Below are 26,076 nucleotides of genomic sequence, written 5' to 3' on the forward strand. Positions count from 1 at the left end.
AGTGTGCGGGCCTTATCCTTTTGTTGGTGGGTTTGTAGTCCCGTCAGTCCCGCTCCCAAGCGCTTCCGCCGGGCTACGGCCCCGGGCCGTCGCCTCACGGCGCGCTGGGCGCAGGCCCCCCGGGCCCAGGACGCGCTCACCGCGCTGAGCTGCCTGGCCCTGATGAGCCTGGACATCCCCGGCCTCGCCGAGGCGGACAACTCGCTCAACGGCCCGCTCGCCGCGCTGGTCCTCGCGCTCGGCGCCGCCTCCCTGATGGTGCGCCGCTCGGCGCCGTGGGTGACGTACGCGGTCGCGCTCATCCTGCTCTCCTGGCTGCACGAGCTGACGCTGGCGCAGTTCGCGCTGTACTCCCTGGGCAGATACCGGGGGCGGCTCGCCGGCGCAGTGGGTGTGCTCGGCTATGTGGCGTTCGCGTACGTCATGTTCAGCCTCCCCGGCTGGCCGGTGCACCGGGGCGACAGCCTGAGCTCCTTCCTCAGCCTGGTCGTCCCGATCGGCGTCCTGGCGGCGGGGGTCGGCGTCGCGGCCAACCGGCAGGACCTCGTCAGGGCGCTGCAGGCGCAGCGGGCCGAGACGGACGCGCTGCAGGCCGTGCAGCGGGAGCGGTCCCGTATCGCGCGGGACGTGCACGACTTCGTGGGGCGTGAGCTGACGCTGCTGAGCGTGCGCTCTCAGGTGCTGGCACGGCGGGCCGCGGGCGGGGACTTCGAGGACGGCTTCGAGGAGCTTTCTGATACGGCGCGGTCGGCGCATCGGATGCTGAACGAGATCATCGTCCAGCGAGGCGTGGACGGTGCGCCCACGCCCGGCCTTGACGCGCTGCCGGCGTTGGTCGCGGCGAGCGAGCGGGCCGGGAGTCCGGTCGACCTGCTGGTCGATGCCGCGGCGCACCGGCTTTCGCCGATTCGGCAGGCGGCGGTGCACCGGGTGGTGCAGGAGTGTCTGACCAATGCCGCCAAGCACGCGCCGGGGGAGCGGGTGGACGTCCGTGTGCGGCTCGCGGAGGGGGAGCTGCAGGTCCGCGTGCGCAATGTGCTGCCCGGCGCCGTGCCGGTGGCGCCGCCGGTGTCCTCCGGGACGGGGACGGCGGGGATGGCCGAGCGGGTCCATACGGTGGGCGGCAGCTTCTCGGCGGGGCCGAGCGGCGCGATGTACGAGGTCCTGGCCACCCTCCCGACCGGCGCCTAGCCCCGCCGCCCCCCGGATCGGCGCCTAGCCCCGCCGCCCTGCTTCACCGCTCACCCGGCAGCTGGGGCTGTGCCCACCCGTTCCGCCCTGCGGAACGCCTGCCCACAGCAAGGACGGTCGGGTGGGTGTGTGTGACGCCTGCCCACAGCAAGGAAGGACGGTCGGGTGGGTGGGGGTGCGGGACGTCTGCCCGCAGCAAGGGCGGCCGGGCCGGGGCTACGCCGCCGTCATCACCCTCTCCAACCCGTCGAAGTCCTCCACGCACTTCCCGCAGCCCAACGCCACGCTGTCCAGGGGGTCGTCCGCGGTGAACACCGGGATTCCGGTGGCCGATGCCATGCGGAGGTCGAGGGCGGGGAGGAGGGCGCCGCCGCCGGTCAGGACTATGCCGTGTTCCATGACGTCGCCGGACAGCTCCGGCGGGCACTCCTCAAGGGTCGCCCGAACCGCGGAGATGATCGCCTCCACCGGCTCGTCGAGCGCCGCCCGCACCTCCCGCACCGTCAGCTCCACCGTCTTGGGCAGGCCGCCCACCTTCTCGCGCCCGCGTACCGTGAACGTCCGCGCTTCGAAGGCGGCCGAGTCCTCGCCCGGCACCGGCCACGCCGAGCCGATCGCGACCTTGATGTCCTCCGCGGTCCGCTCACCGATGAGCAGCGTGTGCTCCTTGCGGACGTAGTCCGTGATGGCGGCGTCCAGCCGGTCGCCCCCGACCCGCAGCGACTGCGCCGTGACGATCCCGCCCAGGGAGATGACGGCCACCTCCGTGGTCCCGCCCCCGATGTCGACCACCATCGAGCCCCGCGGCTCCGCGACCGGAAGACCCGCCCCGATCGCCGCCGCCATCGGCTCCTCCACCAGATGTACGGCCCGGGCCCCCGCCCGCTGCGACGCGTGCACGATCGCCCGCCGCTCGACGGGAGTGACCCCGCTCGGCACGCACACCACCATCCGCGTACGGGGACGGCGCCCCGGCACCGCCTTGCGCACGAAGTGCCTGATCATCTCCTCGGCGGCTTCGTAGTCGCTGATCACTCCGTCCCGCAGCGGCCGGATCGCGGTGATGGACCCTGGCGTACGCCCGATCGTCTCCTTGGCCTCCGTGCCGACCGCGAGGGCCGTCCGCGCCCCCTCCTTGACGGCGACCACGGACGGTTCGTTGAGCACGATGCCCTGCCCGCGGACGTAGAGAAGGGTGTTCGCTGTGCCGAGGTCGATGCCTATGTCCATGATCGCCAAGTTTGCCCGGCGATCGGCGGGATGGGCGGGACCTTGGTCCTGAATCGGCAAGGCCCAAAGTCCCCACAGGTCCCGTGCGGCGCCTGGGCAGGTCCCGACGGCGGCTGTCGGTGGCGCTCCGTAGACTGAGGTACGTGAGTGACCTCCCCCAGCACGACGGCCCGCACGAAGACAACGACGACAACGACGGTTTCGACGAGATCGTCGCCGCCGAGACCGACCGCGACCCCGACCTCGCGGTGATCGAGGCCGGCAGCCGCACCCTGCGCGCCCAGTCGGGCCCGCCGCAGGGCGACATCCCGGCCCGCCCCACCGACCCGGAGGTGGACAAGGCGCTGCGCGAGGTCGAGACGGAGCTCGCGAGCCGCTGGGGAGAGACGAAGCTGGAGCCGTCGGTCAGCCGCATCTCCGCGCTCATGGACGTCCTGGGCGAGCCCCAGCGCGCGTACCCCTCGATCCACATCACCGGCACGAACGGCAAGACGTCCACGGCCCGCATGATCGAGGCCCTGTTCTCCGCCTTCGAGCTGCGCACCGGGCGTTACACCTCGCCCCACGTCCAGTCGATCACCGAGCGGATCAGCCTGGACGGCGCCCCCATCGAGGCCGAGCGCTTCGTGGAGACGTACAACGACATCAAGCCGTACGTCGAAATGGTCGACGCCAAGGAGGAGTACAGGCTCTCCTTCTTCGAGGTCCTCACCGGCATGGCGTACGCGGCCTTCGCGGACGCCCCCGTGGACGTGGCCGTCGTCGAGGTCGGCATGGGCGGCAGCTGGGACGCGACGAACGTGATCGACGGCTCGGTCGCCGTCGTCACGCCCATCGACCTGGACCACACGGACCGCCTGGGCGCCACGCCCGGCGAGATCGCCAAGGAGAAGGCCGGCATCATCAAGCCGGACGCGACGGTGATCCTGGCCCAGCAGCCGGTGGACGCGGCGCAGGTGCTCCTGAAGAAGGCCGTCGAGGTCGACGCGACGGTGGCCCGCGAGGGCCTGGAGTTCGGCGTCGTCTCCCGCACGGTGGCGGTCGGCGGCCAGCTCCTGACCCTGCGCGGCCTCGGCGGGGCGGCCAACGAGTACACAGAAGTCTTCCTGCCGCTGCACGGCGCGTACCAGGCGCACAACGCAGCCGTGGCGCTCGCCGCGGTGGAGGCGTTCTTCGGCATCGGCTCGCAGCACGCGCGCCCGCTCGACATCGACACGATCCGCAAGGCCTTCGCCTCGGTCTCTTCGCCGGGCCGCCTGGAGGTCGTGCGCACCTCGCCGACCATCGTCCTTGACGCCGCGCACAACCCTGCGGGTGCCCGCGCCACCGCCGAGGCGATCAGTGAGGTCTTCGACTTCAGCCGCCTGATCGGCGTGGTCGCGGCGAGTGACGGCAAGGACATGAAGGGGCTGCTCGAAGCCTTCGAGCCGATCTTCGCGGAGATCGTCGTCACGCAGAACTCCAGCCATCGCGCCATGGACGCGGACGAGTTGGCCGCTGTCGCCGTCGAGGTCTTCGGCGACGACCGCGTCCAGGTCGAGCCGCGCCTGCCGGACGCGCTGGAAGCCGCGATCACCCTCGCCGAGGAAGAGGGCGAGTACGCGGGCGGTGGCGTCCTGGTCACCGGCTCCGTCATCACGGTCGGCGAGGCCCGACTGCTCCTGGGGAGGGGCTGACTCCTGTGCGTACGCTCTGTGCTTCCACGCTGATCGGCGAGTTCTTCGTCATCGGTTTCGCCGGTCTGGTCGCGATGAAGGACCCGGACCTGTCCATGGGCACGGTCTGGACGGTCAGCGGCATCGCGATGCTGCTGTGCGTGCTGCTGTGCGGAATGATCACCCGGCCGGGCGGGGTGCAGCTCGGCTGGGCCCTGCAGATCGCGCTGATCGCCAGCGGGTTCGTGGTGCCGACGATGTTCTTCATGGGCGCGGTGTTCGCCGTGCTGTGGTGGGCGTCGATCCACTTCGGCAAGAAGATCGACGAGGCGAAGGCCAGGTTCGCGGCGCAGGCCGAGGCGGAAGCCGGGGCCGAGGCCGGGGCCTGAGGTAACGCGGCGTAGTGGGTCCCGGTATCGTGCCGGGCATCCCACGTCGTAGTTAACTGCTTGGAGCCGCACATGACCCAGCGCACTCTCGTCCTGCTCAAGCCCGACGCCGTCCGGCGCGGACTGATCGGCGAGATCATCGGCCGTATCGAGCGCAAGGCGGGCTGGACGATCTCCGCGCTCGAGCTGCGCTCGCTCGACCAGGAGACGCTGGAGCTGCACTACGGCGAGCACAAGGGCAAGCCGTTCTACGAGCCGCTGGTCGACTTCATGTCGTCGGGCCCGGTCGTCGCGCTCGTCGTCGAGGGCGAGCGTGTCATCGAGGGCGTGCGCGCCCTGGCGGGACCGACCGACCCGATCGCCGCTGCCCCTGGCTCCATCCGCGGCGACTTCGGCACCATCGTCCGGGAGAACCTGATCCACGCATCGGACTCCGAGGACTCCGCCGAGCGCGAGCTGAAGATCTTCTTCCCGGGTGTCGCCTAGCCCGCGTTGCGTAAAGAATCGCGTAAATACTTCTGACGCGTCGTCAGCAGGGTGCCCGCCCTGACCAGGGGTGGCCGAGGAAAAATCGGCCGCCCCTTGGCATATGCACCCCCATTGGGGGAACCCGTGCCTCCGATGGCACGTCTCCAGAAGCGGGACGGCTCATCATCTGCTGACATTGGCGAAGACCCTAGCGCTGTGTTCGTGCAGGCGAGACTACGATGGAAGCCTCCACGCCACACAGCACCCACCTCGCCTACCTAAAAAGCCATCAGACGCTCCAGGGAAGGCCAGACGCATCCTCATGGGGAACAACATGTCGTTCATCGGCCGTGACATGGCTGTCGACCTCGGGACCGCCAACACGCTGGTGTACGTCAGGGGTCGGGGGATCGTTCTCAACGAACCGTCCGTCGTCGCGATCAACACCAACACCGGTGGCATCCTCGCTGTCGGCGCCGAAGCCAAGAAGATGATCGGTCGCACGCCGGGCAACATCGTCGCCGTGCGTCCGCTGAAGGACGGCGTCATCGCCGACTTCGAGATCACCGAGCGGATGCTCCGCTACTTCATCCTGAAGATCCACAAGCGGCGCTATCTCGCCCGCCCGCGGGTCGTCGTCTGTGTGCCATCCGGCATCACCGGAGTCGAGCGCCGCGCCGTCATCGAGGCCTCCTCGCAGGCGGGTGCGCGCCAGGTGCACATCATCGAGGAGCCCATGGCCGCGGCCATCGGCTCCGGCCTGCCGGTCCACGAGGCCACCGGCAACATGGTGGTGGACATCGGCGGCGGCACCACCGAGGTCGCCGTCATCTCGCTCGGCGGAATCGTCACGGCACAGTCCATCCGTGTCGCGGGCGACGAGCTGGACAACGCGATCATCCAGCACATCAAGAAGGAGTACTCCCTCCTCCTCGGCGAGCGCACGGCCGAGCAGATCAAGATCACCATCGGTTCGGCGTACGACATGGACGCCGACGAGCACACCGAGATCCGCGGCCGGGACCTGGTCTCCGGGCTGCCCAAGACCGTCGTCATCTCGGCCGCCGAGGTCCGCAAGGCCATCGAGGAACCGGTCAACGCGATCGTCGACGCGGTCAAGACGACCCTCGACAAGTGCCCGCCGGAGCTCTCCGGCGACGTGATGGACCGCGGCATCGTTCTCACGGGTGGCGGCGCGCTGCTGCGCGGGCTCGACGAGCGGCTCCGTCGCGAGACGGGCATGCCGATCCACATCGCCGAGGACCCGCTGGACAGCGTGGCGCTCGGCTCCGGCAAGTGCGTCGAGGAGTTCGAGGCGTTGCAGCAGGTGCTTGACGCCCAGCCGCGCAGATGATCTGACGCGAAAAGGTCCGCCGTACGAGTGCCTGCCATCTCGTGCGGCGGATCGTTGATATAGAGGCAAGGCATAACAATTCCGCGGCGTCCGCAGACGCCGCGGATTCCGATTGCTTAGATTTGTGCAGAGTTACGCACACTTGCTCCGCACAGTTGCTCAGAATTCCAAGGATTTCCAACTGAGGAAGGCACGGCCGCCGCACGTGAGGGACACACGAGAGAGCCGGCTGCTCCTGGTGCTGCTGATCGCCATCGCGTTCGCTTTGATCACGGTGGACATCCGCGGTGGCGAGGACTCGCCGGTCGACGGTGCCCGCCGGGCCGCCGCCACGGTCTTCGGCCCGGTCGAGGACGGGGTCTCCTCCGCCGTCGACCCGATCGGCAACGCCATCGGCGCGGTCCGGGACTCCGGCGACCGGCATGACCGGATCGCCGAACTCGAGCGTCAGAACGCCGCGTTGAAGGCGAAGCTCGGCAGCGACAACCGCAACCGCAGCCGCGTCAGACAGCTGGACAGCATGCTGAAGAAGGCCGGCGCCGGCCAGTACGGCATCAAGGGCGCCGAGGTCATCGGCATAGGAGCGGCCCAGGGCTTCTCCTGGACCGTGACGATCGACGCCGGCGCGAACGACGGAATCAAGCGCGACATGACCGTCCTGAACGGCGACGGCCTGGTCGGCCGCGTCACCACCGTCGGCCCCGGCACCGCGACCGTCCTGCTCGCCAACGACCCCGATTTCACCGTCGGCACCCGCATGGAGAAGACCGACGAGCTCGGCTTCGCCACCGGACAGGGCGACCGCCCGCTCTCGGTGCAGATGCTCAACGGCAAGGCCAAGGTCAAGAAGGGCGACCGTCTTGTCACCTTCGGCTCGCATGCCGACAAGCCGTTCGTGCCGGGCGTCCCGGTCGGCGAGGTGGTCCGCGTCGACCCCTCGGGCGGCGACCTGACCCGCAATATCTTCATCAAGCCGTATGTCGGCTTCACCAAGCTGGACATCGTCGGCGTCGTCGTCGAAGCGCCCCGCGAGGACCCGCGCGACACGGTCCTGCCGTCCAAGCCCGCGAAGCCCAAGCCGACCCCCACGGTGACCGTCACGGCCACCCCGTCGGGGCAGCCCCCGGCCGACGGCGTCGACAACGGCAACGAGCAGTAGGAGATCCGGACCCATGCGCTTCAACCGAATCCTGCTCTCCGGCACCCTGGTCGTCGTGGCCCTCGTCATCCAGGTCAGCGTCCTCGCGCGGCTGCAACTGCCGGGCGCCGTCCCGGACCTGGTGCTGCTCACGGTGCTCGGCTTCGCCCTGGTCTACGGCCATGTGGGCGGCGCCCTCATCGGCTTCGGGGCCGGACTGCTCTCCGATCTAGCGCCGCCGGCCGACCACGCCGCCGGGCGGTACGCCCTGGTGCTCTGCGTCGTCGGCTATCTCGCGGGCCTGGCCAAGCCGGAGACCGGACGGCTCCGGTCCGCCACCGGGCCGCTGGTCGTGGTCGTGGGGGCGGCCATCGGATCGACCCTCCTCTACGCGGGCGTGGGCGCCCTCGTCGGGGACACCGCAGCCCGCCATGTGGGCCTGGGCGGGCTGCTCTTCACGGCCGCCCTGTACGACCTGCTGCTCGCGCCGTTCACGGTGCCGCTGATCATCGCGCTCGCCCGGCGCGCCGAGAACGATCCGCTGGGGGAGAGCTCCTCCGGCGCCAAGGCCACCGACGTCTCCGAGGGATGGCTGTCCTCCGGCACCGGTCTGCGCATCGGCAACCAGCGCGGCGGCCTGCGGATGAAGGCCGCCAAGGCCCGCGTCTCGCGCGCCGGACGGATCAAGGGGGTCAAGCGCCTGTGAGGGCACGGAACTTCACGCCCGGCTTCAGCCTCAGGGGAGGGAAGAAGTGACCAATATCCCGGAGACCGGACGGACCCCACGGGTCCAGATCCGCCTCATCGTCATCCAGATCCTCGTACTCTCCCTCCTGCTCACCCTCGGCGGCCGCCTCTGGTACCTCCAGATCCGCAACGGCGAGGAGTACGCGGAGGAAGCCTCCGGCAACCACGTCCAGCAGGTCGTCGACCCCGCCGTACGCGGCTCGATCCTCGACGCCCGCGGTGTGCCGATCGCCGACAACGAGACCCGCCTCGTCGTCTCCGCGTCCCGCACGGACCTGATGAAGATGAAGGACGACGGCAAGGCTGCCCTCGCCAAGCTCGCCGACGTCCTCGGCATGAGCGCCAAGGACGTCTCCGACAAGGTCCGTCTCTGCGACTCCAAGACCCCGCAGCCCTGCTGGAACGGCTCGCCCTACCAGCCGATCCCGATCACGGACGAGGCCTCGCCCAAGCAGGCCCTCCAGATCCGCGAGCGCGCCGAGGACTTCCCCGGCATCACCGCCGAGCCGACCGCCGTCCGCCGCTATGCCGCGCCCGGCAAGTCCAACACCGCGCAGGTGCTCGGCTATCTCTCGCCCGTCACCGACGAGGAGATCAAGAAGGCCGAGAACACCGACTCGCCGTTCCTCCGCTCCGACCAGGTCGGCCGCTCCGGCCTTGAGCGGACGTACGACGCCCAGCTGCGCGGCAAGGCGGGCGTCACCCGCTACGAGGTCGACAAGCTCGGCCGCGTCCTCGGCGAGGCCAAGGCGGACCCGGCCGAGCCCGGCGCGAACGTCGTCACCAGCATCGACGCGCGCGTGCAGGCCCTGTCCGAGTACTGGCTCAACGACGCGATGAAGAAGGCCCGCAAGGAGCTCGACAGGAACACCAACGAGAACTACAAGGCCGACGCGGGCGCCGTCGTCGTCATGGAGAACAAGACCGGACGCATCGTCTCCATGGCGTCCAACCCGGACTACGACCCGAACGCCTGGGTCGGCGGCATCTCCGGCAAGGACTACACGAAGCTCACAGGGAAGAAGTCCAACTACCCGCTCCTGAACCGCGCCATCCAGGGCCAGGCGGCCCCCGGCTCGATCTTCAAGGTCATCCCGACCACCGCAGCGGTCAACGCGGGCTACGACTTCAACGGGAGCTACCCGTGCCCCAGCTCGTACTCCGTCGGCGGCCAGGTCTTCAAGAACTTCGAGTCCAAGGGCCACGGCAGCATCACCCTCGGCCAGGCCCTCGAGGTCTCCTGCGACACCGTCTTCTACAAGCTCTCGCACGACCAGTGGATCAAGGACGGCGGCATCAAGCCGAAGAAGGACCCCAAGGACTGGTTCTACAAGACCGCCCACCAGTTCGGCCTCGGCAAGGAGACCGGCATCGACCTGCCGAACGAGGTCACCGGACGCGTCCCTGACCGCCAGTGGAAGAAGGACTACTGGAAGGCCAACAAGGACGGCTGGTGCAAGCAGGGCAAGAAGGGCGGCGACTACGTCGAGAAGATCGCGTACGAGAACTGCCTCGAAGGCATGAAGATGCGCGCCGGTGACTCGGTCAACTACGCCATCGGCCAGGGCGACACCCTCGTCACGCCGATACAGATGGCGACGATCTACTCCGCCATCGCCAACGGCGGCACCCTCTACGACCCCACCGTCGGCAAGGCGATCATCAGCGCCGACGGCAAGCAGGTCGAGGAGATCAAGCCCAAGTCGCACGGCAAGCTGCCCATGGACGAGAAGACGCGCACCGACATAGACGGTGCCCTCGCCGACGTGGCGACCAAGGGAACGGCCGCCTGGCGGTTCGGCGGCTGGCCGCAGGACAAGATCCCGATGCACGCCAAGACGGGTACGGCGGAGGTCTACGGCAAGCAGACCACCTCGTGGTTCGCGACGTACACCAAGGACTACTCGATCGTGATGACGATCTCCCAGGGCGGTACGGGTTCCGGTGCGTCGGGACCCGCCGTCCGCAAGATCTACGACGGCATCTACGGCCTGGACGAGGACGGCAAGCAGGACCTCAAGAAGGCCCTGCTTCCGCAGCCGCAGAAGAACCTGCCGAAGATCGAGAAGGACGGTTCGATCGACTCCCCGAAGATCAAGCCGTACAAGCCGGAGCCCTCCAAGGCGCCGAAGGCACCGCAGGAACTGGCGGGCGCGCCCGCGAACTGGAGGCGTGACTAGTGGCCGGCAACAATGGCTTCTCCGTCCCCGGCTACGGGCCCGAGCGCTCGAAGATGTCGATCTCCCGACTGCTCGCCCGCGACTCGCTGGTGCGCAGGCTCGACTGGCCGATACTGCTCTCGGCGCTCGCGCTCTCCGCGATCGGCTCCGCGCTCGTCTACTCGGCCACCCGCAACCGCACCGAGCTCGTCGGCGACGACCCGTACGCCTTCGCGCTCAAGCACCTCATGAACATCGGCATCGGGCTCGTCCTGATGGCCGGCACGATCTGGCTCGGTCACCGCACGCTGCGCACGGCCGTGCCGATCCTCTACGGCATCTCGGTCTTCCTGGTGCTGCTCGTGCTGACCCCGCTCGGCGCGACCATCAACGGCGCGCACGCGTGGATCGTCATCGGCGGCGGCTTCTCGCTGCAGCCCTCCGAGTTCGTGAAGGTCACGATCATCCTGGGCATGGCGATGCTGCTCGCGGCGCGGGTCGACGCGGGCGACCGGGTCCACCCCGACCACCGCACGGTCGTCCAGGCCCTCGGTCTGGCCGCCGTACCGATACTGATCGTGCTCCTCATGCCCGACCTCGGGTCGGTCATGGTGATGGCGATGATCGTGCTGGGCGTGCTGCTCGCATCCGGCGCCTCCAACCGCTGGGTCTTCGGACTCCTCGGCACGGGCGCGGCGGGCGCGATCGCCGTCTGGCAGCTCGGCGTCCTCGACGACTACCAGATCGCCCGCTTCGCGGCCTTCGCCAACCCCGCGCTCGACCCTGCGGGCGTCGGCTACAACACCAACCAGGCCCGCATCGCGATCGGCTCCGGCGGCCTGTCCGGCACCGGCCTGTTCAAGGGTTCGCAGACCACCGGCCAGTTCGTGCCCGAGCAGCAGACGGACTTCGTCTTCACCGTCGCGGGCGAGGAGCTCGGCTTCTTGGGCGCGGGCCTCATCCTGGTCCTGCTCGGCGTCCTGCTCTGGCGGGCCTGCCGCATCGCCCGTGAGACGACCGAGCTGTACGGCACGATCGTCGCCGCCGGGATCATCGCCTGGTTCGCCTTCCAGGCCTTCGAGAACATCGGGATGACGCTCGGCATCATGCCGGTGGCGGGGCTTCCGCTGCCCTTTGTGTCGTACGGAGGATCATCGATGTTCGCGGTCTGGGTCGCCGTCGGGCTGCTCCAGTCGATCAAGGTGCAGCGACCGTTGTCGGCCTAGCGTCGCTCTGGGGCGTCTTTGGTACTGCCCAGAGCCCCGGATCGCGTCTAGATTCGGTTCATGGGGCAGACGAAGCGGGAGATCGAGCGGAAGTACGACGTCGCGGCGCCGCACCCGGCGCTGCCCGACCTGACCGGCGTCGCCGGGATCGCGAACGTCGTCGACAAAGGTGTCGTCGACCTGGACGCCGTCTACTACGACACGGCCGACCAGCTCCTGCTCGCCGACTCGATCACGCTGCGCCGCCGCTCCGGCGGCGACGACGCGGGCTGGCACCTGAAACTGCCGGTGTCGCTCGCCGAAGGCGTACGGGACGAGATCCACGCCCCGCTCTCCGAGACGGTGCCGCGCGCACTGTCCGGCCTGGTGCGCTCCCGGGTCCGCGAGGCCGAACTCGTCCCCGTCGTACGCCTGTTGTCCGCGCGGGACCTGCGCCACCTCGTGGACGACAAGGGCGCACTGCTCGCCGAGCTCAGCATCGACCGCGTACGCGCCGAGCGGCTCACCGAGGGCGGCGGCACCGCCGAGTGGGCCGAGATCGAGGTGGAACTGGCGGACGACGCGGACCCCGCGCTGCTCGACAAGGTCGAGAAGAAGCTGCGCAAGACGGGGGTGGAGCGCTCGGCATCGGCGTCGAAGCTGGCGAAGGCGATCGCGGCGACGGCGCCGAAGGGGCGTAAGACCAAGAAGTCCGGGAAGAAGGGCGAGGTTTCCGCGGGTGTCGACGCCCCCGTCACCGCCGGTGACCACGTCCTCGCCTACCTCCGTGCCCAGCGCGACGCCCTCGTCGCCCTCGACCCCGCCGTGCGCCGCGACCTGCCGGACTCCGTGCACCAGATGCGGGTCGCCACGCGACGCATGCGCAGCGCCTTCCGCTCGTACGGGAAGATCCTCGACCGCACCGTCACCGACCCGATCGGCGACGAGCTGAAGTGGCTCGCGGGTGAGCTCGGCGTCGACCGTGACCAGGAGGTCCTGACCGAGCGGCTCACGGCCCGCATCGCCGCGCTGCCCCGCACGCTTCTGCTCGGCCCCGTGCGCGGACGCCTGCGCATCTGGACCGTCGCCCGCCGCAGCGGCTCGCGGCGCAGGACCGTCGCCGTGCTCGACGGGAAGCGGTATCTGGCGCTCCTGGAGTCCGTCGACGCGCTGCTCGCCGACCCCCCGCTGCGCAAGGCCGCCGCAGCGCCCCCGGCCGATGCCCTCCCCAAGGCCGTCCTGAAGGACCACGACCGCCTCGCGGCCCGCATCGAGCACGCCCTCGCGCTGCCGCCCGGCGAGGAGCGTGACCTGGCGATGCACGAGGCCCGCAAGGCCGCCAAGCGCGCCCGGTACGCGGGCGAGGCGGCGACCCCCGCGCTCGGCAAGCCCGCGAAGCGGTTCGCCCGGCGTGCGAAGGACGTCCAGAGCGTGCTCGGCGACCACCAGGACAGCGTGGTGGCCCGCGAGGCGCTGCGGAACCTGGCGATCCAGGCGCACGCGGCGGGCGAGACGGCCTTCACCTGGGGACTCCTGTACGGCCAGGAGGAGGCCACCGCCGCCGAGCGCGAGCGGGAGCTGCCGGAGGTGTGGGCCCGGGCCTCGCGGCCGAAACTTCGGGCGGCGCTGGGAAGCTGAGCGCCGGGGTACGCTTGATGGTCACCCCTGCCAGCTCATGAGAGACGCCGAGATGCCTGTCGAGTCCGTCTTCCCACGCCTGGAAGCGCTTCTCCCGCACGTCCAGAAGCCCATCCAGTACGTCGGCGGAGAGCTCAACTCCACCGTCAAGGACTGGGACGCATGCGACGTCCGCTGGGCGCTCATGTACCCCGACGCGTACGAGGTCGGGCTGCCCAACCAGGGCGTCATGATCCTTTACGAGGTACTGAACGAGCGCGATGGCGTCCTCGCCGAGCGCACGTACAGCGTGTGGCCCGACCTCGAAGAGCTGATGCGGGAGCACAAGGTCCCGCAGTTCACCGTGGACAGCCACCGCCCCGTCGGCGCCTTCGACGTCTTCGGGCTCAGCTTCTCCACCGAGCTCGGCTACACGAACATGCTCACGGCCCTCGACCTGGCCGGGATTCCCCTGGAGTCCAAGAACCGCACGGTCGACGACCCGATCGTCCTCGCCGGCGGGCACGCGGCCTTCAACCCCGAGCCGATCGCGGAGTTCATCGACTGCGCGGTCATCGGCGACGGCGAGCAGGCCGTGCTCGACATGACCGCGATCATCCGCGAGTGGAAGGCCGAGGGCCGCCCCGGCGGCCGCGAGGAAGTCCTCTTCCGCCTCGCGCGCACCGGTTCGGTGTACGTCCCCGGGTTCTACGACGTCGAGTACCTCCCGGACGGGCGGATCGGCCGCGTCGTACCGAACAAGTCGGGTGTCCCGTGGCGCGTGTCCAAGCACACCGTCATGGACCTGGACGAGTGGCCCTACCCGAAGCAGCCCCTCGTGCCGCTCGCGGAGACCGTCCACGAGCGCATGTCCGTCGAGATCTTCCGCGGCTGCACCCGAGGCTGCCGCTTCTGCCAGGCCGGCATGATCACGCGCCCCGTGCGGGAGCGAAGCATCACCGGCATCGGCGAGATGGTCGAGAAGGGCCTCAAGGCCACCGGCTTCGAAGAGGTCGGCTTGCTCTCGCTCTCCTCCGCGGACCACACGGAGATCGCGGACGTCGCCAAGGGCCTCGCCGACCGGTACGAGGAGGACAAGATCGGCCTGTCCCTCCCCTCGACCCGCGTCGACGCCTTCAACATCGACCTGGCGAACGAGCTGACCAGGAACGGCCGCCGTTCGGGCCTGACCTTCGCCCCCGAGGGCGGCAGCGAGCGGATGCGGAAGGTCATCAACAAGATGGTCTCCGAGGAGGACCTGATCCGCACCGTCGCGACCGCGTACGGCAACGGCTGGCGCCAGGTCAAGCTGTACTTCATGCTCGGCCTGCCCACCGAGACCGACGAGGACGTCCTGCAGATCGCGGACATGGCGGCGAACGTCATCGCCAAGGGCCGCGAGGTCGCGGGCAACGACATCCGCTGCACGGTCTCCATCGGCGGCTTCGTGCCCAAGCCGCACACGCCGTTCCAGTGGGCCCCGCAGCTGTCGGCCGAGGAGACGGACGCCCGCCTCACCAAGCTGCGCGACAAGATCCGCGGCGACAAGAAGTACGGCCGCTCGATCGGCTTCCGCTACCACGACGGCAAGCCCGGCATCGTCGAAGGCCTGCTCTCGCGCGGTGACCGCCGCATCGGCTCGGTCATCCGCGCCGTGTACGAGGACGGCGGCCGCTTCGACGGCTGGCGCGAGCACTTCAGCTACGACCGCTGGATGGCCTGCGCCGAGAAGACGCTGCCGGACTTCGGCGTGGACGTCGACTGGTACACGACGCGTGAGCGCACGTACGAGGAAGTCCTGCCCTGGGACCACCTGGACTCCGGTCTCGACAAGGACTGGCTCTGGGACGACTGGCAGGACTCGCTCGACGAGACCGAGGTCGAGGACTGCCGCTGGACCCCGTGCTTCGACTGCGGCGTGTGCCCGCAGATGCAGACCGAGATCCAGATCGGCCCGACCGGCAAGAAGCTGCTTCCGCTGTCGGTAGTGAAGTAAGTGACGCACCCGAGGCCGGTGGACGGGGCGGTCGGTCCCCGACTCGCCCTGCCCACCGGCCTCGTGCATCTCTCCTTCGTCGCCGCGATGGAGGAGTTCCGCGCCGAGGGGCGCGGCGGCGATGACGACGACACCACGCTCGGCCGCACCCTGCGCGACTACGGCGACAAGTGGCACGACCCGGTGGTCTTCGAGCGCTACGTCTGCGAGGTCCGCGCCGCCGCCCGCCCCGCCGAGCCGCTCTCCGTCCCCGTCACGACCCTCTGGTACGCCGACGGCGCCGACTACATCGGCCGCATCGCCATCCGGCACAACGTCGCGACGCGCTTCCTGCGTGAGTACGGCGGCCACATCGGCTACGACGTACGCCCCACCGCCCGCCGCCGCGGCCACGCCACGGCGATGCTGATCGACTCTCTTCCGTACGCCCGTGAACTGGGCCTGGAATCCGTCCTGGTGACCTGCGACACCGACAACACCGGTTCGCGCAAGGTGATCGAGGCCGCGGGCGGCGTCTTCGAGGACGAGCGGGGCGGAAAGCTCCGTTACTGGGTCCGGACCGGCTCGCGGCCGAATTCACCGAACCAGCACCCGCACTGACGCGTCTAGGACGGCATGGACCTGGAAAAACGGCCTCCCCGGCAAGAGAGTGCGCCGGAGCCGAGGCAGGCCGAGGGATGTCTCGCGGTCGCGATCCGCATTCCGGTGCGGATCGTCGTGCTGGTGCTCGTCGTCCCGGTGCGTCTGGTGTGGGACGCGCTCGCCGCCTGTGGGCGCTTCGTGTACTTCAGAGGGCTGCGCCCGGTGGGCCGCGCCTTCGCCTGGCTGGGGCGGACGCTGATCGTGACGCCGCTGGAGTGGCTGAACGAGTACGTCTTCACGCCGGTCGCGCGGGGCATCGGCATCGGCGCGGTGTGGCTGTTCAAGGCGCTGTTCGTGTGGCCGTGGGTCGGTCTTTGGCGGTACGTGCTCGTGCCGGTCGGCCGGGGTCTCGCCTGGCTGGGGCGGGTGCTCGTCGTCGTACCCGCCGTGTGGTTGTACGCGTCCGTCCTCACCCCCCTCGGGCACGGCATCGCCTGGTGTGTGCGCGGCACGGGCGCCGCGCTGGCCTGGCTGGGGCGGACACTCTTCGTGATCCCGGCCGTGTGGCTGTACCGGTCGGTGCTCACGCCGATCGGGCATGGCGTCACCTGGCTCGCGCGGGCGATCGGCGCCGGGCTCGCGGCCACGGGGCGCGGCATCGGCATCGGTGTGATGTGGCTGTTCAAGGCGCTGTTCGTGTGGCCGTGGGTGGGTCTTTGGCGGTACGTGCTCGTGCCGGTCGGCCGGGGTCTCGCCTGGCTGGGGCGCGTGCTCGTCGTCGTCCCCGCGATGTGGCTGTACGCGTCCGTCCTCACCCCGCTCGGACACGGCATCGCTTGGCTGCTGCGCGGCATCGGGACCGTACTGCGCTGGATCTTCGTCGTGCCCGCCGTCGCCGTGTGGCGCTGGGTGCTGGTGCCCGTCGGGCGCGCCATCGGTGTCGTCCTGCACGAGATCGGAGCGGCGCTCGGGCACGCCTGGCGGGTCGCGGGGCATGTGTCGCGGGCCGTGTGGCGGTTCATCGGCAGGCTCCTGCGGTGGGTCTTCGTCGACCCCGTGCGCTGGGTCTACCGCTCCGTCCTCACACCCGTCGGGCACGTCCTGCGGGACGGGGTCTGGCGGCCCGCCGTCCAGGCCGCGAAGGAGGCCGGACGCGCCACCCGGCAGGCCATCGCATCGGCGCGCCGCAGCGTGCGCGAGGCACGGGCCGACGTACGGCGGATGCTGTTCGGAGCACCGCGCGAGCCCGAACCGGTGCCGGTGCCCGAGGCCCGGCGGGAACCACATCCGGCCGAGGCACGTACTCTAGGTAGCAGTACGACCGCACTCACGAAGGACTGAACGACACTGGGCAAGCGACAGCCCGTAGGCCCGCCGCCCGCTCCCGCGGTGCAGCGCATCCGCCTGCGCTACACCAAGCGCGGCCGCCTCCGGTTCACCAGCCACCGTGACTTCCAGCGCGCCTTCGAGCGGGCGCTGCGCCGCGCCGAGGTGCCCATGGCGTACTCGGCGGGGTTCACCCCGCACCCGAAGGTGTCGTACGCCAATGCCGCACCCACCGGCACGGGCAGTGAGGCCGAGTACCTGGAGATCGCGCTCACCGAGCAGCGTGACCCCGACAAGCTGCGCGAGCTGCTCGACGAGTCGATGCCGGTCGGACTCGACATCATCGACGCCGTCGAGTCGCACACCTCCGGGCTCGCCGACCGGCTCACCGCGTCCATCTGGGAGCTGCGCCTCGACGGCGTGGAGCCCGTGGACGCCGAGCGGGCCGCCGAGGCCTTCCGGGCCGCGGAGAGCGTCGAGGTCCAGCGCCGCACGAAGAACGGCATGCGGACGTTCGACGCCCGCGAGGCCGTCGTGAGTCTCCGGGCGGTCGCGGCTGACGAAGCGCTTGCTCACGCCACTGATAGGCCGACCGACCAGCCCTGTGCGATACTGCGGCTGGTTGTTCGGCACGTGACACCTGCCGTACGACCCGACGACGTCCTGTCCGGTCTCCGAGCTGTGGCCGACCTGGCGCCGCCGGTCCCCGCAGCGGTGACCAGGCTGGCGCAGGGGCTCCTTGACGAAGAGACCGGCACGGTGACCGACCCGCTCGCGCCCGACCGCGAGGCAGCCACCGCCCCACCTGTGAACGAAGGGGCAGCCGCTGCCGCCGCGAAGGCGTCGGCGCCGGAAGGTCCCGCGTAGGGACACGTCGTAGCGCAGCCCTCGTACTCGGGAGCCACCTGGGTCGGGCAGCGCACTGACCGAGACTTTCGCCAGGCCGTTCGCATTTGGGCGTACGGAACCGGCGAGACAGACACATAGAGCTCCCGTGCGGCGCCCACGCCCCCGGATGGCGGCCCCGCGTAGGACATAGCGAGGGCCGCGGACATCACCGGACCAGGCGCGGCGCCCGGGGGCCTGACGGGAGAACCGCCCGCATGCTTGAGCCGAACGAACCCACTGAGGGCTCGGACAACAACACCCCCAGCGACACCTTGCCGCCGCGCCGCAGGCGCCGTGCGGCGTCGCGTCCCGCGGGCCCGCCCGTGGGTGCCGCCAAGGCCTCGGCGCCGGCCATACCGGCCGCCCCCGCCGCCGATGAGACCGATGAGACCGAAGAGACCACCGATGCGGCCGTAGCGGCCGACGCGGTGGCCGAGCCCGCCCCGCGTACGCGCCGTCGCGCCACCCGCCGTGCCTCCGCACCCGCGGGTGCGCCGCAGACCGCAGAGGCCGAGGCCCCCGCCGCCGAGCCCGCGAAGACCGAGCCTGCGAAGACCGAGGACGAGGCAGAGGAGGCCGCTCCGGCCGTCGCCCGTCCGCGTCGCCGTGCGACGCGCCGCGCCTCCGCGCCGGCCGGTGCGCCGCAGGCCGCCGTCGAGACGCCCGCCGCCGAGCCCGCCGCCGCGCAGGACGAGGAGCCCGTGACCGCCGCCGAGCGCGAGCCGCAGCCGGAGGCCGGTGACGCCGCCCCGCGCCGAGCCCGCCGCCGCGCGACCCGCTCCACGTCCGCGCCCGCCGCCGAGGCCGCACCTGCCGCCGAGGCCGCGCCCGTGGCGGAGCCGAAGGCCGCCGAGGCCGCCGAGCCCGCCGAGGACGAGGCGCCCCGTGGCCGCAGGCCCCGTCGCGCCACCCGCAAGGCCGCCGCCGGTTTCTCGGCGCCCGCCCCGCAGAAGACCCGTAAGGCGCAGGCCGACACCGACGAGGACTCCGGCCGGAAGCCCGCGCGGCCCGCCGTGGCCGTCTTCCAGGCGCCGGTGTTCGCCGAGCCGATGTTCCAGACCCCGGAGCGCGCGGCCGCCGCTGCCGCCGCCGCGCAGGCCGAGGAGCCCGTCGAGGAGGAAGAGGTCGAGGCCGAGCCCGTCGCCGCGCCCGTGGCGGAGGAGGAGACGGGACCGCGCCGTCGCCGCCGCCGTCGGGCCGCCGACGAGCAGCCCGCCGCCGAGCGCGAGCCCGCCAAGGCCGCGCCCAAGGCCGAGGAGCCGGCCGAGGAGCCCGCCGAGGCCGAAGCCGAGGACACCGGCGACAGCGAGGATGCCGAGGACGCCGGTGAGCGGCACGGCCGCCGTCGCCGTCGTGGTGGCCGTCGCCGCCGCCGCGGTGAGTCCGCCGACGCCGAGGGCGAGCAGCAGGACACCGAGTCCGACGAGGGCGCCGAGCAGGAGGAGCGGGCCGTCGACACAGAGGCCGAGTCCGACGCCGAGCAGGCCGAGGAGAACGGCGCCGAGGACAACGGATCGGGTGCCGGTTCCAGCAGCAGCCGTCGCCGTCGCCGTCGCCGTCGCCGTGCCGGTGACTCCGGTGAGGCCGAGTCCGCCGCCGACGGCGACCCGGAGCGTACGGTCGTCAAGGTACGGGAGCCGAGGGAACGGCGAGGGAAGGATGCAGAGCGCGAGCCCGGCACCGGCGCCGACGAGGTCCAGTCCATCAAGGGCTCGACCCGCCTAGAGGCCAAGAAGCAGCGCCGCCGCGAGGGCCGTGAGCAGGGCCGTCGCCGCGTCCCGATCATCACCGAGGCCGAGTTCCTCGCCCGCCGCGAGGCCGTCGAGCGCGTGATGGTCGTCCGTCAGAGCGGCGAGCGCACCCAGATCGGCGTCCTTGAGGACAACGTGCTCGTCGAGCACTACGTCAACAAGGAGCAGGCCACCTCGTACGTCGGCAACGTCTACCTGGGCAAGGTCCAGAACGTGCTGCCGTCCATGGAGGCCGCGTTCATCGACATCGGCAAGGGCCGCAACGCGGTGCTCTACGCCGGTGAGGTCAACTTCGAGGCCCTTGGCATGGCCAACGGCCCGCGCCGCATCGAGTCGGCCCTGAAGTCCGGCCAGTCGGTCCTCGTGCAGGTCACCAAGGACCCGATCGGCCACAAGGGTGCGCGTCTGACCAGCCAGGTCTCGCTGCCGGGCCGCTACCTCGTGTACGTCCCCGAGGGGTCGATGACCGGCATCAGCCGCAAGCTGCCCGACACCGAGCGCGCGCGTCTGAAGACCATCCTCAAGAAGATCGTCCCCGAGGACGCGGGCGTCATCGTGCGCACCGCCGCCGAGGGCGCGAGCGAGGATGAGCTGCGCCGTGACGTCGAGCGTCTGCAGCAGCAGTGGGAAGAGATCCAGAAGAAGGCGAAGCAGACCTCGACGAGCTCGCCGAGCCTGCTGTACGGCGAGCCGGACATGACCGTCCGTGTCGTCCGCGACATCTTCAACGAGGACTTCTCCAAGGTCATCGTCAGTGGTGACGAGGGGTGGGAGACCATCCACGGCTACGTCTCGCACGTCGCGCCCGACCTGGCGGACCGCCTCTCGAAGTGGACCTCCGAGGTCGACGTCTTCGCGACGTACCGGATCGACGAGCAGCTCGCCAAGGCGCTCGACCGCAAGGTCTGGCTGCCCAGCGGCGGCTCGCTGGTGATCGACAAGACCGAGGCGATGATCGTCGTCGACGTCAACACCGGCAAGTTCACCGGCCAGGGCGGCAACCTCGAAGAGACCGTGACGAGGAACAACCTCGAAGCGGCCGAGGAGATCGTGCGCCAGCTGCGCCTGCGCGACCTGGGCGGCATCGTCGTCATCGACTTCATCGACATGGTCCTGGAGTCCAACCGGGACCTGGTCCTGCGGCGGCTGCTCGAATGCCTGGGCCGCGACCGTACGAAGCACCAGGTCGCCGAGGTCACCTCGCTGGGTCTCGTGCAGATGACCCGTAAGCGCGTCGGCCAGGGCCTCCTGGAGTCCTTCTCCGAGACCTGCGTCCACTGCAACGGCCGCGGCGTGATCGTGCACATGGAGCAGCCGACCTCCGCCGGTGGCGGCGGCAAGCGCAAGAAGCGCGGGCGCGGCGGCTCCGAGCAGCAGGACCAGGCTCACGAGCACGAGGCGCACGAGGCCGTGGAGGGCGCCGAGAGCGTCGAGACCGAGGCCGAGGTCGCCGCGGAGGTCGCCGCCCCGGTGGCGCTCCCCGAGCCGGAGTTCGTGCCCGACGAGGAGCTCTACAGCAGCGCGCACGAGGCCGAGGCCGCCGCTTCCCGTGGCCGTTCGCGGCGCCGGGCGACCCGGCGTGCGTCGGCTCCGGCCGGTGCCCCGAAGGCGGAGACCGCGCCCAGGTCGGAGCGGCGTGGCAGGTCGAAGGCCGCCAAGGCCGAGGCGGAGGCCGAGGTCGAGGTCGCTCCGGAGGCCGAGGCCCCCGTGGTCGAGGCCCCGGTCGTGGAAGCCCCGGTCGTCGAGGCCCCGGTCGTCGAGGCCGAGGCACCTGTCGATGACGCCGCCCCGAAGGGACGTACGCGCCGTCGTGCGACCCGCAAGGCGACGTCGCCGGCCGGTTCGCCGAAGCCCGCGCAGAGCGCCGAGCCGGAGGCCGCCGAGGTGATCGTCACCGAGGCGCCCAAGGCCGAGCCGGCCCCCGAGCCGGTCGTCGCCGAGCCGGTGGCCGAGGCCCCCGCCGACGCCGCCCCGGCCCGTCCGCGGCGCCGTGCGGTGCGCAAGGCCACGGCGCCGACCGCGTCCGAGGACGCTGCTTTCCTGGTCGTCCCGGCGCCGGAGAAGGCCGCCGAGAAGCCTGCCGAGCAGGCGGAGGCCGAGGCCCCCGCCGAGGAAGCGGCTCCGGCCAAGAAGACGGCGCGCAAGACGGCCAAGAAGGCGACCGCGAAGAAGGCCGCCACCAAGAAGACCGCGGCCAAGAAGACGGCCGCCAAGAAGACGACGGCCAAGAAGGCGTCGAAGGCGACGAAGAAGACCGCCGCGGCGGAGCAGGCGCCGTCCGGCGTCAACGCCTCAGCGGGCGACGAGGGCTGACCCTCCGTCACGGTCCGTACGTACGCATGACCCTGTGCCCCCGGCACGGCGCATTCCGCCGAGCCGGGGGCACAGGCGTTCCCGCACGTCGCACAGGCTGGACGGACCTTCGTACGTAAGATCACCGAAGCGTCACGGCAGCCGCGTTCGTGCCACCCGCCTCTTGGAGGGCGGTGAAGTACCTGTAAAACTCATGCGGTTGATGAAGGAACACGCGAACGTGACGTTTGGGGAAACGTCGGGTTCGTGAAAGGGGAGGGGACCGCCGATGGCGCACAAGCGCCTGAGAGGCACGGGACGTCACCGTGCCGTGAAGCAGATCAAGGGCGGACGCCAGGCCGTCGCGCTGGCCACCGTCCTCTCGGCGGCGGGGATCCAGACCGTCAGCGCCATGGGCACGGCGGCCGCGGACACGCCGATGTGGACCGAGGGCCCGATCTTCAACGATCCGCTGGGCAGCACCGACGAGCAGTACGCGATCCGCACCCGCCTGATCGAGCTGACGGACTCCGCGGTGCCCGGCTCGACGATCAAGGTCGCGGTCTACCACGTATGGGAGGCCTCGGTCGTGGACGCGCTCGTGGCCGCCAAGGACCGCGGCGTCCACGTACAGATCCTGCTCGACGAGTCGAGCAGGAGCGACCGCCCGGCGAACACGTCCTACAGCACGCTCGCCGCTGCGCTCGGCACGGACAAGAGCAAGCCGTCCTTCGTGTCGCTCTGCCCGGCGGGCAAGTCCTGCCTGGGCGATCCCAAGTACGGCCAGTCGATCATGCACAACAAGTTCTGGCTGTTCTCGGAGGTCGAGGGGGCCAGGGACGTCGTCGTACAGACCACGTCGAACTCCACGCCGTCGGCGCACACGAAGTTCTTCAACGACGCGCTGGTGCTGCCGGACAACCCGACCCTGTACGACGCGTACGCCGACTACTTCACCGACATGCTCGGCAAGGACTGGCGGAACTGGGACTACCGCACGGTCAGCAGCGGCCTCTTCAAGGCGTACTTCTTCCCGCGCGCCGGCACGGTCAACGAGACCGACACGATGTACTCGGTCCTGAACAACGTGCAGTGCAATTACAAGGACTCGGCCGGGGTGACCCAGCACACCAAGGTCCGCGCCTCGGTATTCAAGATCACCCGGCAGCAGATCGCCGACAAGCTCGTCTCCCTGAAGAAGGCCGGCTGCTCGGTGAGCATCGTCTACGCCGAGACCGACAGCGCCAAGAGCCAGGGCGGCACGCCCGGCACCTGGGAGGCGCTGCACAAGTCCGGCGGGCCCTCCGTGCGCTGCTTCAACGACGACCGGGATCCGCTGAACCCCGGCACCAAGCTGGTCACGCCCTACATCGTCCACTCGAAGTATCTGCTCATCGACGGCGTGTACGACGGCAAGCGGAACAAGCTCTCCTTCACCGGCTCGCAGAACTACACGGCACCGGCCCTGCGCGAGAACGACGAGGCGATCGTCAAGGTCGACGACGACTCGGTGCACGACGCGTACCGCTCGCACTTCGACCACGTACGCACCGTCGCCTGGCCGGGCAGTGCCGACACCACCGACCTGTGCAAGGGCGTCAAGCCGCTGCCGCCGGACGGTGAGAAGACGACGACGTGACGGGCGGTACGGGGCCGGTTTGACCCTTCCGGGCGGGCCCCGTAACCTTGACCGTCGGCGTGTTCCTATGCACCGCCACCCCCTGTAAACCTTTTCCTCCCGGCTTCGGGCTCGGGAGAGGCCGCCCGCTTTCGTGGACGGCTGGACTGCGGGGGCACCGTTCCGAGCGAAAGAGAGATCCGCGTGTACGCCATCGTGCGCAGCGGTGGTCGCCAGCACAAGGTTGCTGTCGACGACATCGTTGAGGTTGACAAGATTCCCACCGCCAAGGTTGGCGACACGGTCGAGCTCTCGACCCTGCTCGTTGTCGACGGCGATGCCGTGACGAGCGACCCGTGGGTGCTTGCCGGTATCAAGGTCACGGCCGAGGTCGTGGACCACCACAAGGGCGCGAAGATCGACATCCTTCGCTACAAGAACAAGACCGGCTACCGCCGTCGCCAGGGTCACCGCCAGCAGTACACGGCGATCAAGGTCACCGGTATCCCCACGGCTGCGAAGTAAGGGACTGAGACAAGATGGCACACAAGAAGGGCGCATCGTCCACTCGGAACGGGCGCGATTCCAATGCTCAGCGGCTCGGTGTGAAGCGCTTCGGCGGTCAGACCGTCAACGCCGGTGAGATCCTGGTCCGCCAGCGCGGCACCCACTTCCACCCGGGCACGGGCGTCGGCCGCGGCAAGGACGACACCCTGTTCGCGCTGGACGCCGGTGCGGTGGAGTTCGGCACCCACCGTGGCCGCAAGGTCGTGAACATCGTTCCGGTCGCCTGAATCAGGCTTCTGTAGAACACGTTCTTCGCGAGGGCGGACCTCTCTTCCTGGTGACGGGAAGCGGGTCCGCCTTTCGCGTGTTACACCTAGGGCATTTCGCCCTTGACATTCCGTACGTTTCTGGAGGCACATCCCATGACCACCTTCGTGGACCGCGTCGAGCTGCATGTCGCCGCGGGTAGCGGGGGCCACGGCTGTGCCTCCGTCCACCGTGAGAAGTTCAAGCCGCTCGGCGGCCCTGACGGCGGCAACGGCGGCCGTGGCGGTGACGTGATCCTGGTCGTCGACCAGTCGGTCACCACGCTGCTCGACTACCACCACTCGCCGCACCGCAAGGCCACCAACGGCATGCCCGGCGCCGGCGACAACCGCTCCGGCAAGGACGGCCAGGACCTGGTCCTGCCCGTGCCGGACGGCACCGTCATCCTCGACAAGGACGGCAACGTCCTGGCCGACCTGGTCGGCCAGGGCACGACGTACGTGGCGTCCCAGGGCGGCCGCGGCGGCCTCGGCAACGCGGCGCTCGCCTCGGCCCGCCGCAAGGCGCCGGGCTTCGCGCTGCTCGGTGAGCCGGGTGACTCGGGTGATGTCGTCCTGGAGCTCAAGACGGTCGCCGATGTCGCCCTCGTGGGCTACCCGAGCGCCGGCAAGTCCTCGCTGATCTCGGTCCTGAGCGCGGCCAAGCCGAAGATCGCGGACTACCCCTTCACGACGCTGGTCCCCAACCTCGGTGTGGTGACGGCCGGTGCGACCGTCTACACGATCGCCGACGTGCCCGGTCTGATCCCGGGCGCAAGCCAGGGCAAGGGCCTCGGCCTGGAGTTCCTGCGGCACGTCGAGCGGTGCAGCGTCCTGGTGCACGTCCTGGACACGGCGACGCTGGAGTCCGACCGTGACCCCGTCTCCGACCTCGACATCATCGAGGAGGAGCTGCGGCAGTACGGCGCGGGCCTTGAGAACCGTCCGCGCATCGTCGTCCTGAACAAGATCGACGTACCCGACGGACAGGACCTCGCGGAGATGGTCCGGCCCGACCTGGAGGCGCGCGGCTACCGCGTCTTCGAGGTGTCGGCGGTCGCCCACAAGGGCCTCAAGGAGCTGTCGTACGCGCTCGCCGAGGTGGTGGGCGCGGCCCGTGCGGCGAAGCCGAAGGAAGAGGCGACCCGCATCGTCATCCGGCCCAAGGCCGTGGACGACACGGGCTTCACCGTCACGCTCGGCGACGACGGCATCTACCGCGTGCGCGGCGAGAAGCCGGAGCGCTGGGTGCGCCAGACCGACTTCAACAACGACGAGGCCGTCGGCTATCTCGCGGACCGGCTGAACCGGCTCGGCGTCGAGGAAGCGCTGATGAAGGCGGGCGCGCGCACGGGCGACGGCGTCGCCATCGGCCCCGAGGAGAACGCGGTCGTCTTCGACTGGGAGCCGTCGGTCATGGCGGGCGCGGAGATGCTGGGCCGGCGTGGCGAGGACCACCGCCTGGAGGCGCCCCGTCCTGCCGCGCAGCGCCGCAGGGACCGGGACGCGGAGCGGGATGACGCGGACGCGGAGTACGACGACTTCGAGCCGTTCTAGGCGGGAGCCGCGCCCCGTAGGGGCGCGGGGAACTGCGCGACAAGCCACGACGCACCCGCAGTCATGAACGAGAGAAGGGGGCCCCGCGGCCGAACGGCCGG

At 70.3% G+C, this 26,076-nt stretch carries 20 protein-coding genes; 19 read left to right on the forward strand and 1 reads right to left on the reverse strand.

Annotated features, from left to right (window positions below):
* Window positions 1-162 precede the first annotated feature (162 nt).
* Window positions 163-1,191, forward strand: coding sequence for a sensor histidine kinase (locus ACFWY6_RS24885; protein ID WP_384694320.1), 1,029 nt, complete (start codon window positions 163-165; stop codon window positions 1,189-1,191).
* Window positions 1,192-1,407: 216 nt separating this feature from the next.
* Here ACFWY6_RS24885 and ACFWY6_RS24890 read toward each other — a convergent pair whose 3' ends face one another.
* Entirely contained in the window at window positions 1,408-2,421 is a 1,014-nt protein-coding gene (locus ACFWY6_RS24890; protein WP_384694323.1) for a rod shape-determining protein, read from the reverse strand.
* 143 nt (window positions 2,422-2,564) lie between these two features.
* Between ACFWY6_RS24890 and ACFWY6_RS24895 the strand changes: the two genes are divergently transcribed.
* From ACFWY6_RS24895 to obgE, 18 genes are all read left to right on the forward strand, one after another.
* On the forward strand, window positions 2,565-4,097 hold the full coding sequence (locus tag ACFWY6_RS24895; RefSeq protein WP_384694325.1) for a bifunctional folylpolyglutamate synthase/dihydrofolate synthase: 1,533 nt from the start codon (window positions 2,565-2,567) through the stop codon (window positions 4,095-4,097).
* Between the two features lie 5 nt (window positions 4,098-4,102).
* Window positions 4,103-4,465 carry a DUF4233 domain-containing protein gene (locus tag ACFWY6_RS24900; protein ID WP_266866989.1) on the forward strand — a complete coding sequence of 121 codons (363 nt, stop codon included), beginning with the start codon at window positions 4,103-4,105 and terminating at the stop codon, window positions 4,463-4,465.
* 72 nt (window positions 4,466-4,537) lie between these two features.
* A complete protein-coding gene (gene ndk, locus ACFWY6_RS24905; protein ID WP_361820214.1) occupies window positions 4,538-4,951 on the forward strand; it encodes a nucleoside-diphosphate kinase in 414 nt (137 codons plus the stop codon).
* A 316-nt stretch (window positions 4,952-5,267) separates the two neighbouring features.
* Window positions 5,268-6,287: a rod shape-determining protein gene (locus tag ACFWY6_RS24910; protein ID WP_030362602.1), complete on the forward strand. Its 1,020-nt coding sequence runs from the start codon at window positions 5,268-5,270 to the stop codon at window positions 6,285-6,287.
* 205 nt (window positions 6,288-6,492) lie between these two features.
* Window positions 6,493-7,446, forward strand: a complete 954-nt coding sequence (mreC, locus tag ACFWY6_RS24915; protein ID WP_384694329.1) for a rod shape-determining protein MreC — start codon at window positions 6,493-6,495, stop codon at window positions 7,444-7,446.
* A 13-nt stretch (window positions 7,447-7,459) separates the two neighbouring features.
* Window positions 7,460-8,131 (forward strand): rod shape-determining protein MreD, encoded by a 672-nt coding sequence (gene mreD, locus ACFWY6_RS24920; RefSeq protein ID WP_384694332.1) that lies wholly within the window; start codon window positions 7,460-7,462, stop codon window positions 8,129-8,131.
* Between the two features lie 46 nt (window positions 8,132-8,177).
* Window positions 8,178-10,352, forward strand: coding sequence for a penicillin-binding protein 2 (gene mrdA, locus ACFWY6_RS24925; protein ID WP_384694335.1), 2,175 nt, complete (start codon window positions 8,178-8,180; stop codon window positions 10,350-10,352).
* Window positions 10,352-11,557: a rod shape-determining protein RodA gene (rodA, locus tag ACFWY6_RS24930; RefSeq protein WP_384694338.1), complete on the forward strand. Its 1,206-nt coding sequence runs from the start codon at window positions 10,352-10,354 to the stop codon at window positions 11,555-11,557. The genes mrdA and rodA overlap by 1 nt, the downstream gene beginning before the upstream one ends.
* A gap of 60 nt (window positions 11,558-11,617) precedes the next feature.
* On the forward strand, window positions 11,618-13,174 hold the full coding sequence (locus tag ACFWY6_RS24935; RefSeq protein ID WP_384694341.1) for a CHAD domain-containing protein: 1,557 nt from the start codon (window positions 11,618-11,620) through the stop codon (window positions 13,172-13,174).
* Window positions 13,175-13,226: 52 nt separating this feature from the next.
* Window positions 13,227-15,149, forward strand: coding sequence for a TIGR03960 family B12-binding radical SAM protein (locus ACFWY6_RS24940; RefSeq protein WP_384694343.1), 1,923 nt, complete (start codon window positions 13,227-13,229; stop codon window positions 15,147-15,149).
* Window positions 15,150-15,749 (forward strand): GNAT family N-acetyltransferase, encoded by a 600-nt coding sequence (locus tag ACFWY6_RS24945; RefSeq protein WP_384694346.1) that lies wholly within the window; start codon window positions 15,150-15,152, stop codon window positions 15,747-15,749.
* 15 nt (window positions 15,750-15,764) lie between these two features.
* Entirely contained in the window at window positions 15,765-17,072 is a 1,308-nt protein-coding gene (locus ACFWY6_RS24950; protein ID WP_384694348.1) for a hypothetical protein, read from the forward strand.
* Window positions 17,073-17,120: 48 nt separating this feature from the next.
* Window positions 17,121-17,924 (forward strand): TIGR03936 family radical SAM-associated protein, encoded by an 804-nt coding sequence (locus ACFWY6_RS24955; protein ID WP_384694351.1) that lies wholly within the window; start codon window positions 17,121-17,123, stop codon window positions 17,922-17,924.
* 236 nt (window positions 17,925-18,160) lie between these two features.
* Window positions 18,161-22,009: a ribonuclease E/G gene (locus ACFWY6_RS24960; protein WP_384694354.1), complete on the forward strand. Its 3,849-nt coding sequence runs from the start codon at window positions 18,161-18,163 to the stop codon at window positions 22,007-22,009.
* Between the two features lie 268 nt (window positions 22,010-22,277).
* Window positions 22,278-23,627, forward strand: coding sequence for a phospholipase D-like domain-containing protein (locus ACFWY6_RS24965; protein WP_384694357.1), 1,350 nt, complete (start codon window positions 22,278-22,280; stop codon window positions 23,625-23,627).
* A gap of 183 nt (window positions 23,628-23,810) precedes the next feature.
* Window positions 23,811-24,131, forward strand: coding sequence for a 50S ribosomal protein L21 (gene rplU / locus ACFWY6_RS24970; protein ID WP_223774625.1), 321 nt, complete (start codon window positions 23,811-23,813; stop codon window positions 24,129-24,131).
* A gap of 14 nt (window positions 24,132-24,145) precedes the next feature.
* Window positions 24,146-24,400: a 50S ribosomal protein L27 gene (gene rpmA / locus ACFWY6_RS24975; RefSeq protein ID WP_030362615.1), complete on the forward strand. Its 255-nt coding sequence runs from the start codon at window positions 24,146-24,148 to the stop codon at window positions 24,398-24,400.
* A 135-nt stretch (window positions 24,401-24,535) separates the two neighbouring features.
* Entirely contained in the window at window positions 24,536-25,975 is a 1,440-nt protein-coding gene (gene obgE, locus ACFWY6_RS24980; RefSeq protein WP_384694361.1) for a GTPase ObgE, read from the forward strand.
* Window positions 25,976-26,076 lie beyond the last annotated feature (101 nt).

The sequence above is a fragment of the Streptomyces sp. NPDC059037 genome (genome assembly GCF_042740015.1).
GTDB lineage: Bacteria > Actinomycetota > Actinomycetes > Streptomycetales > Streptomycetaceae > Streptomyces.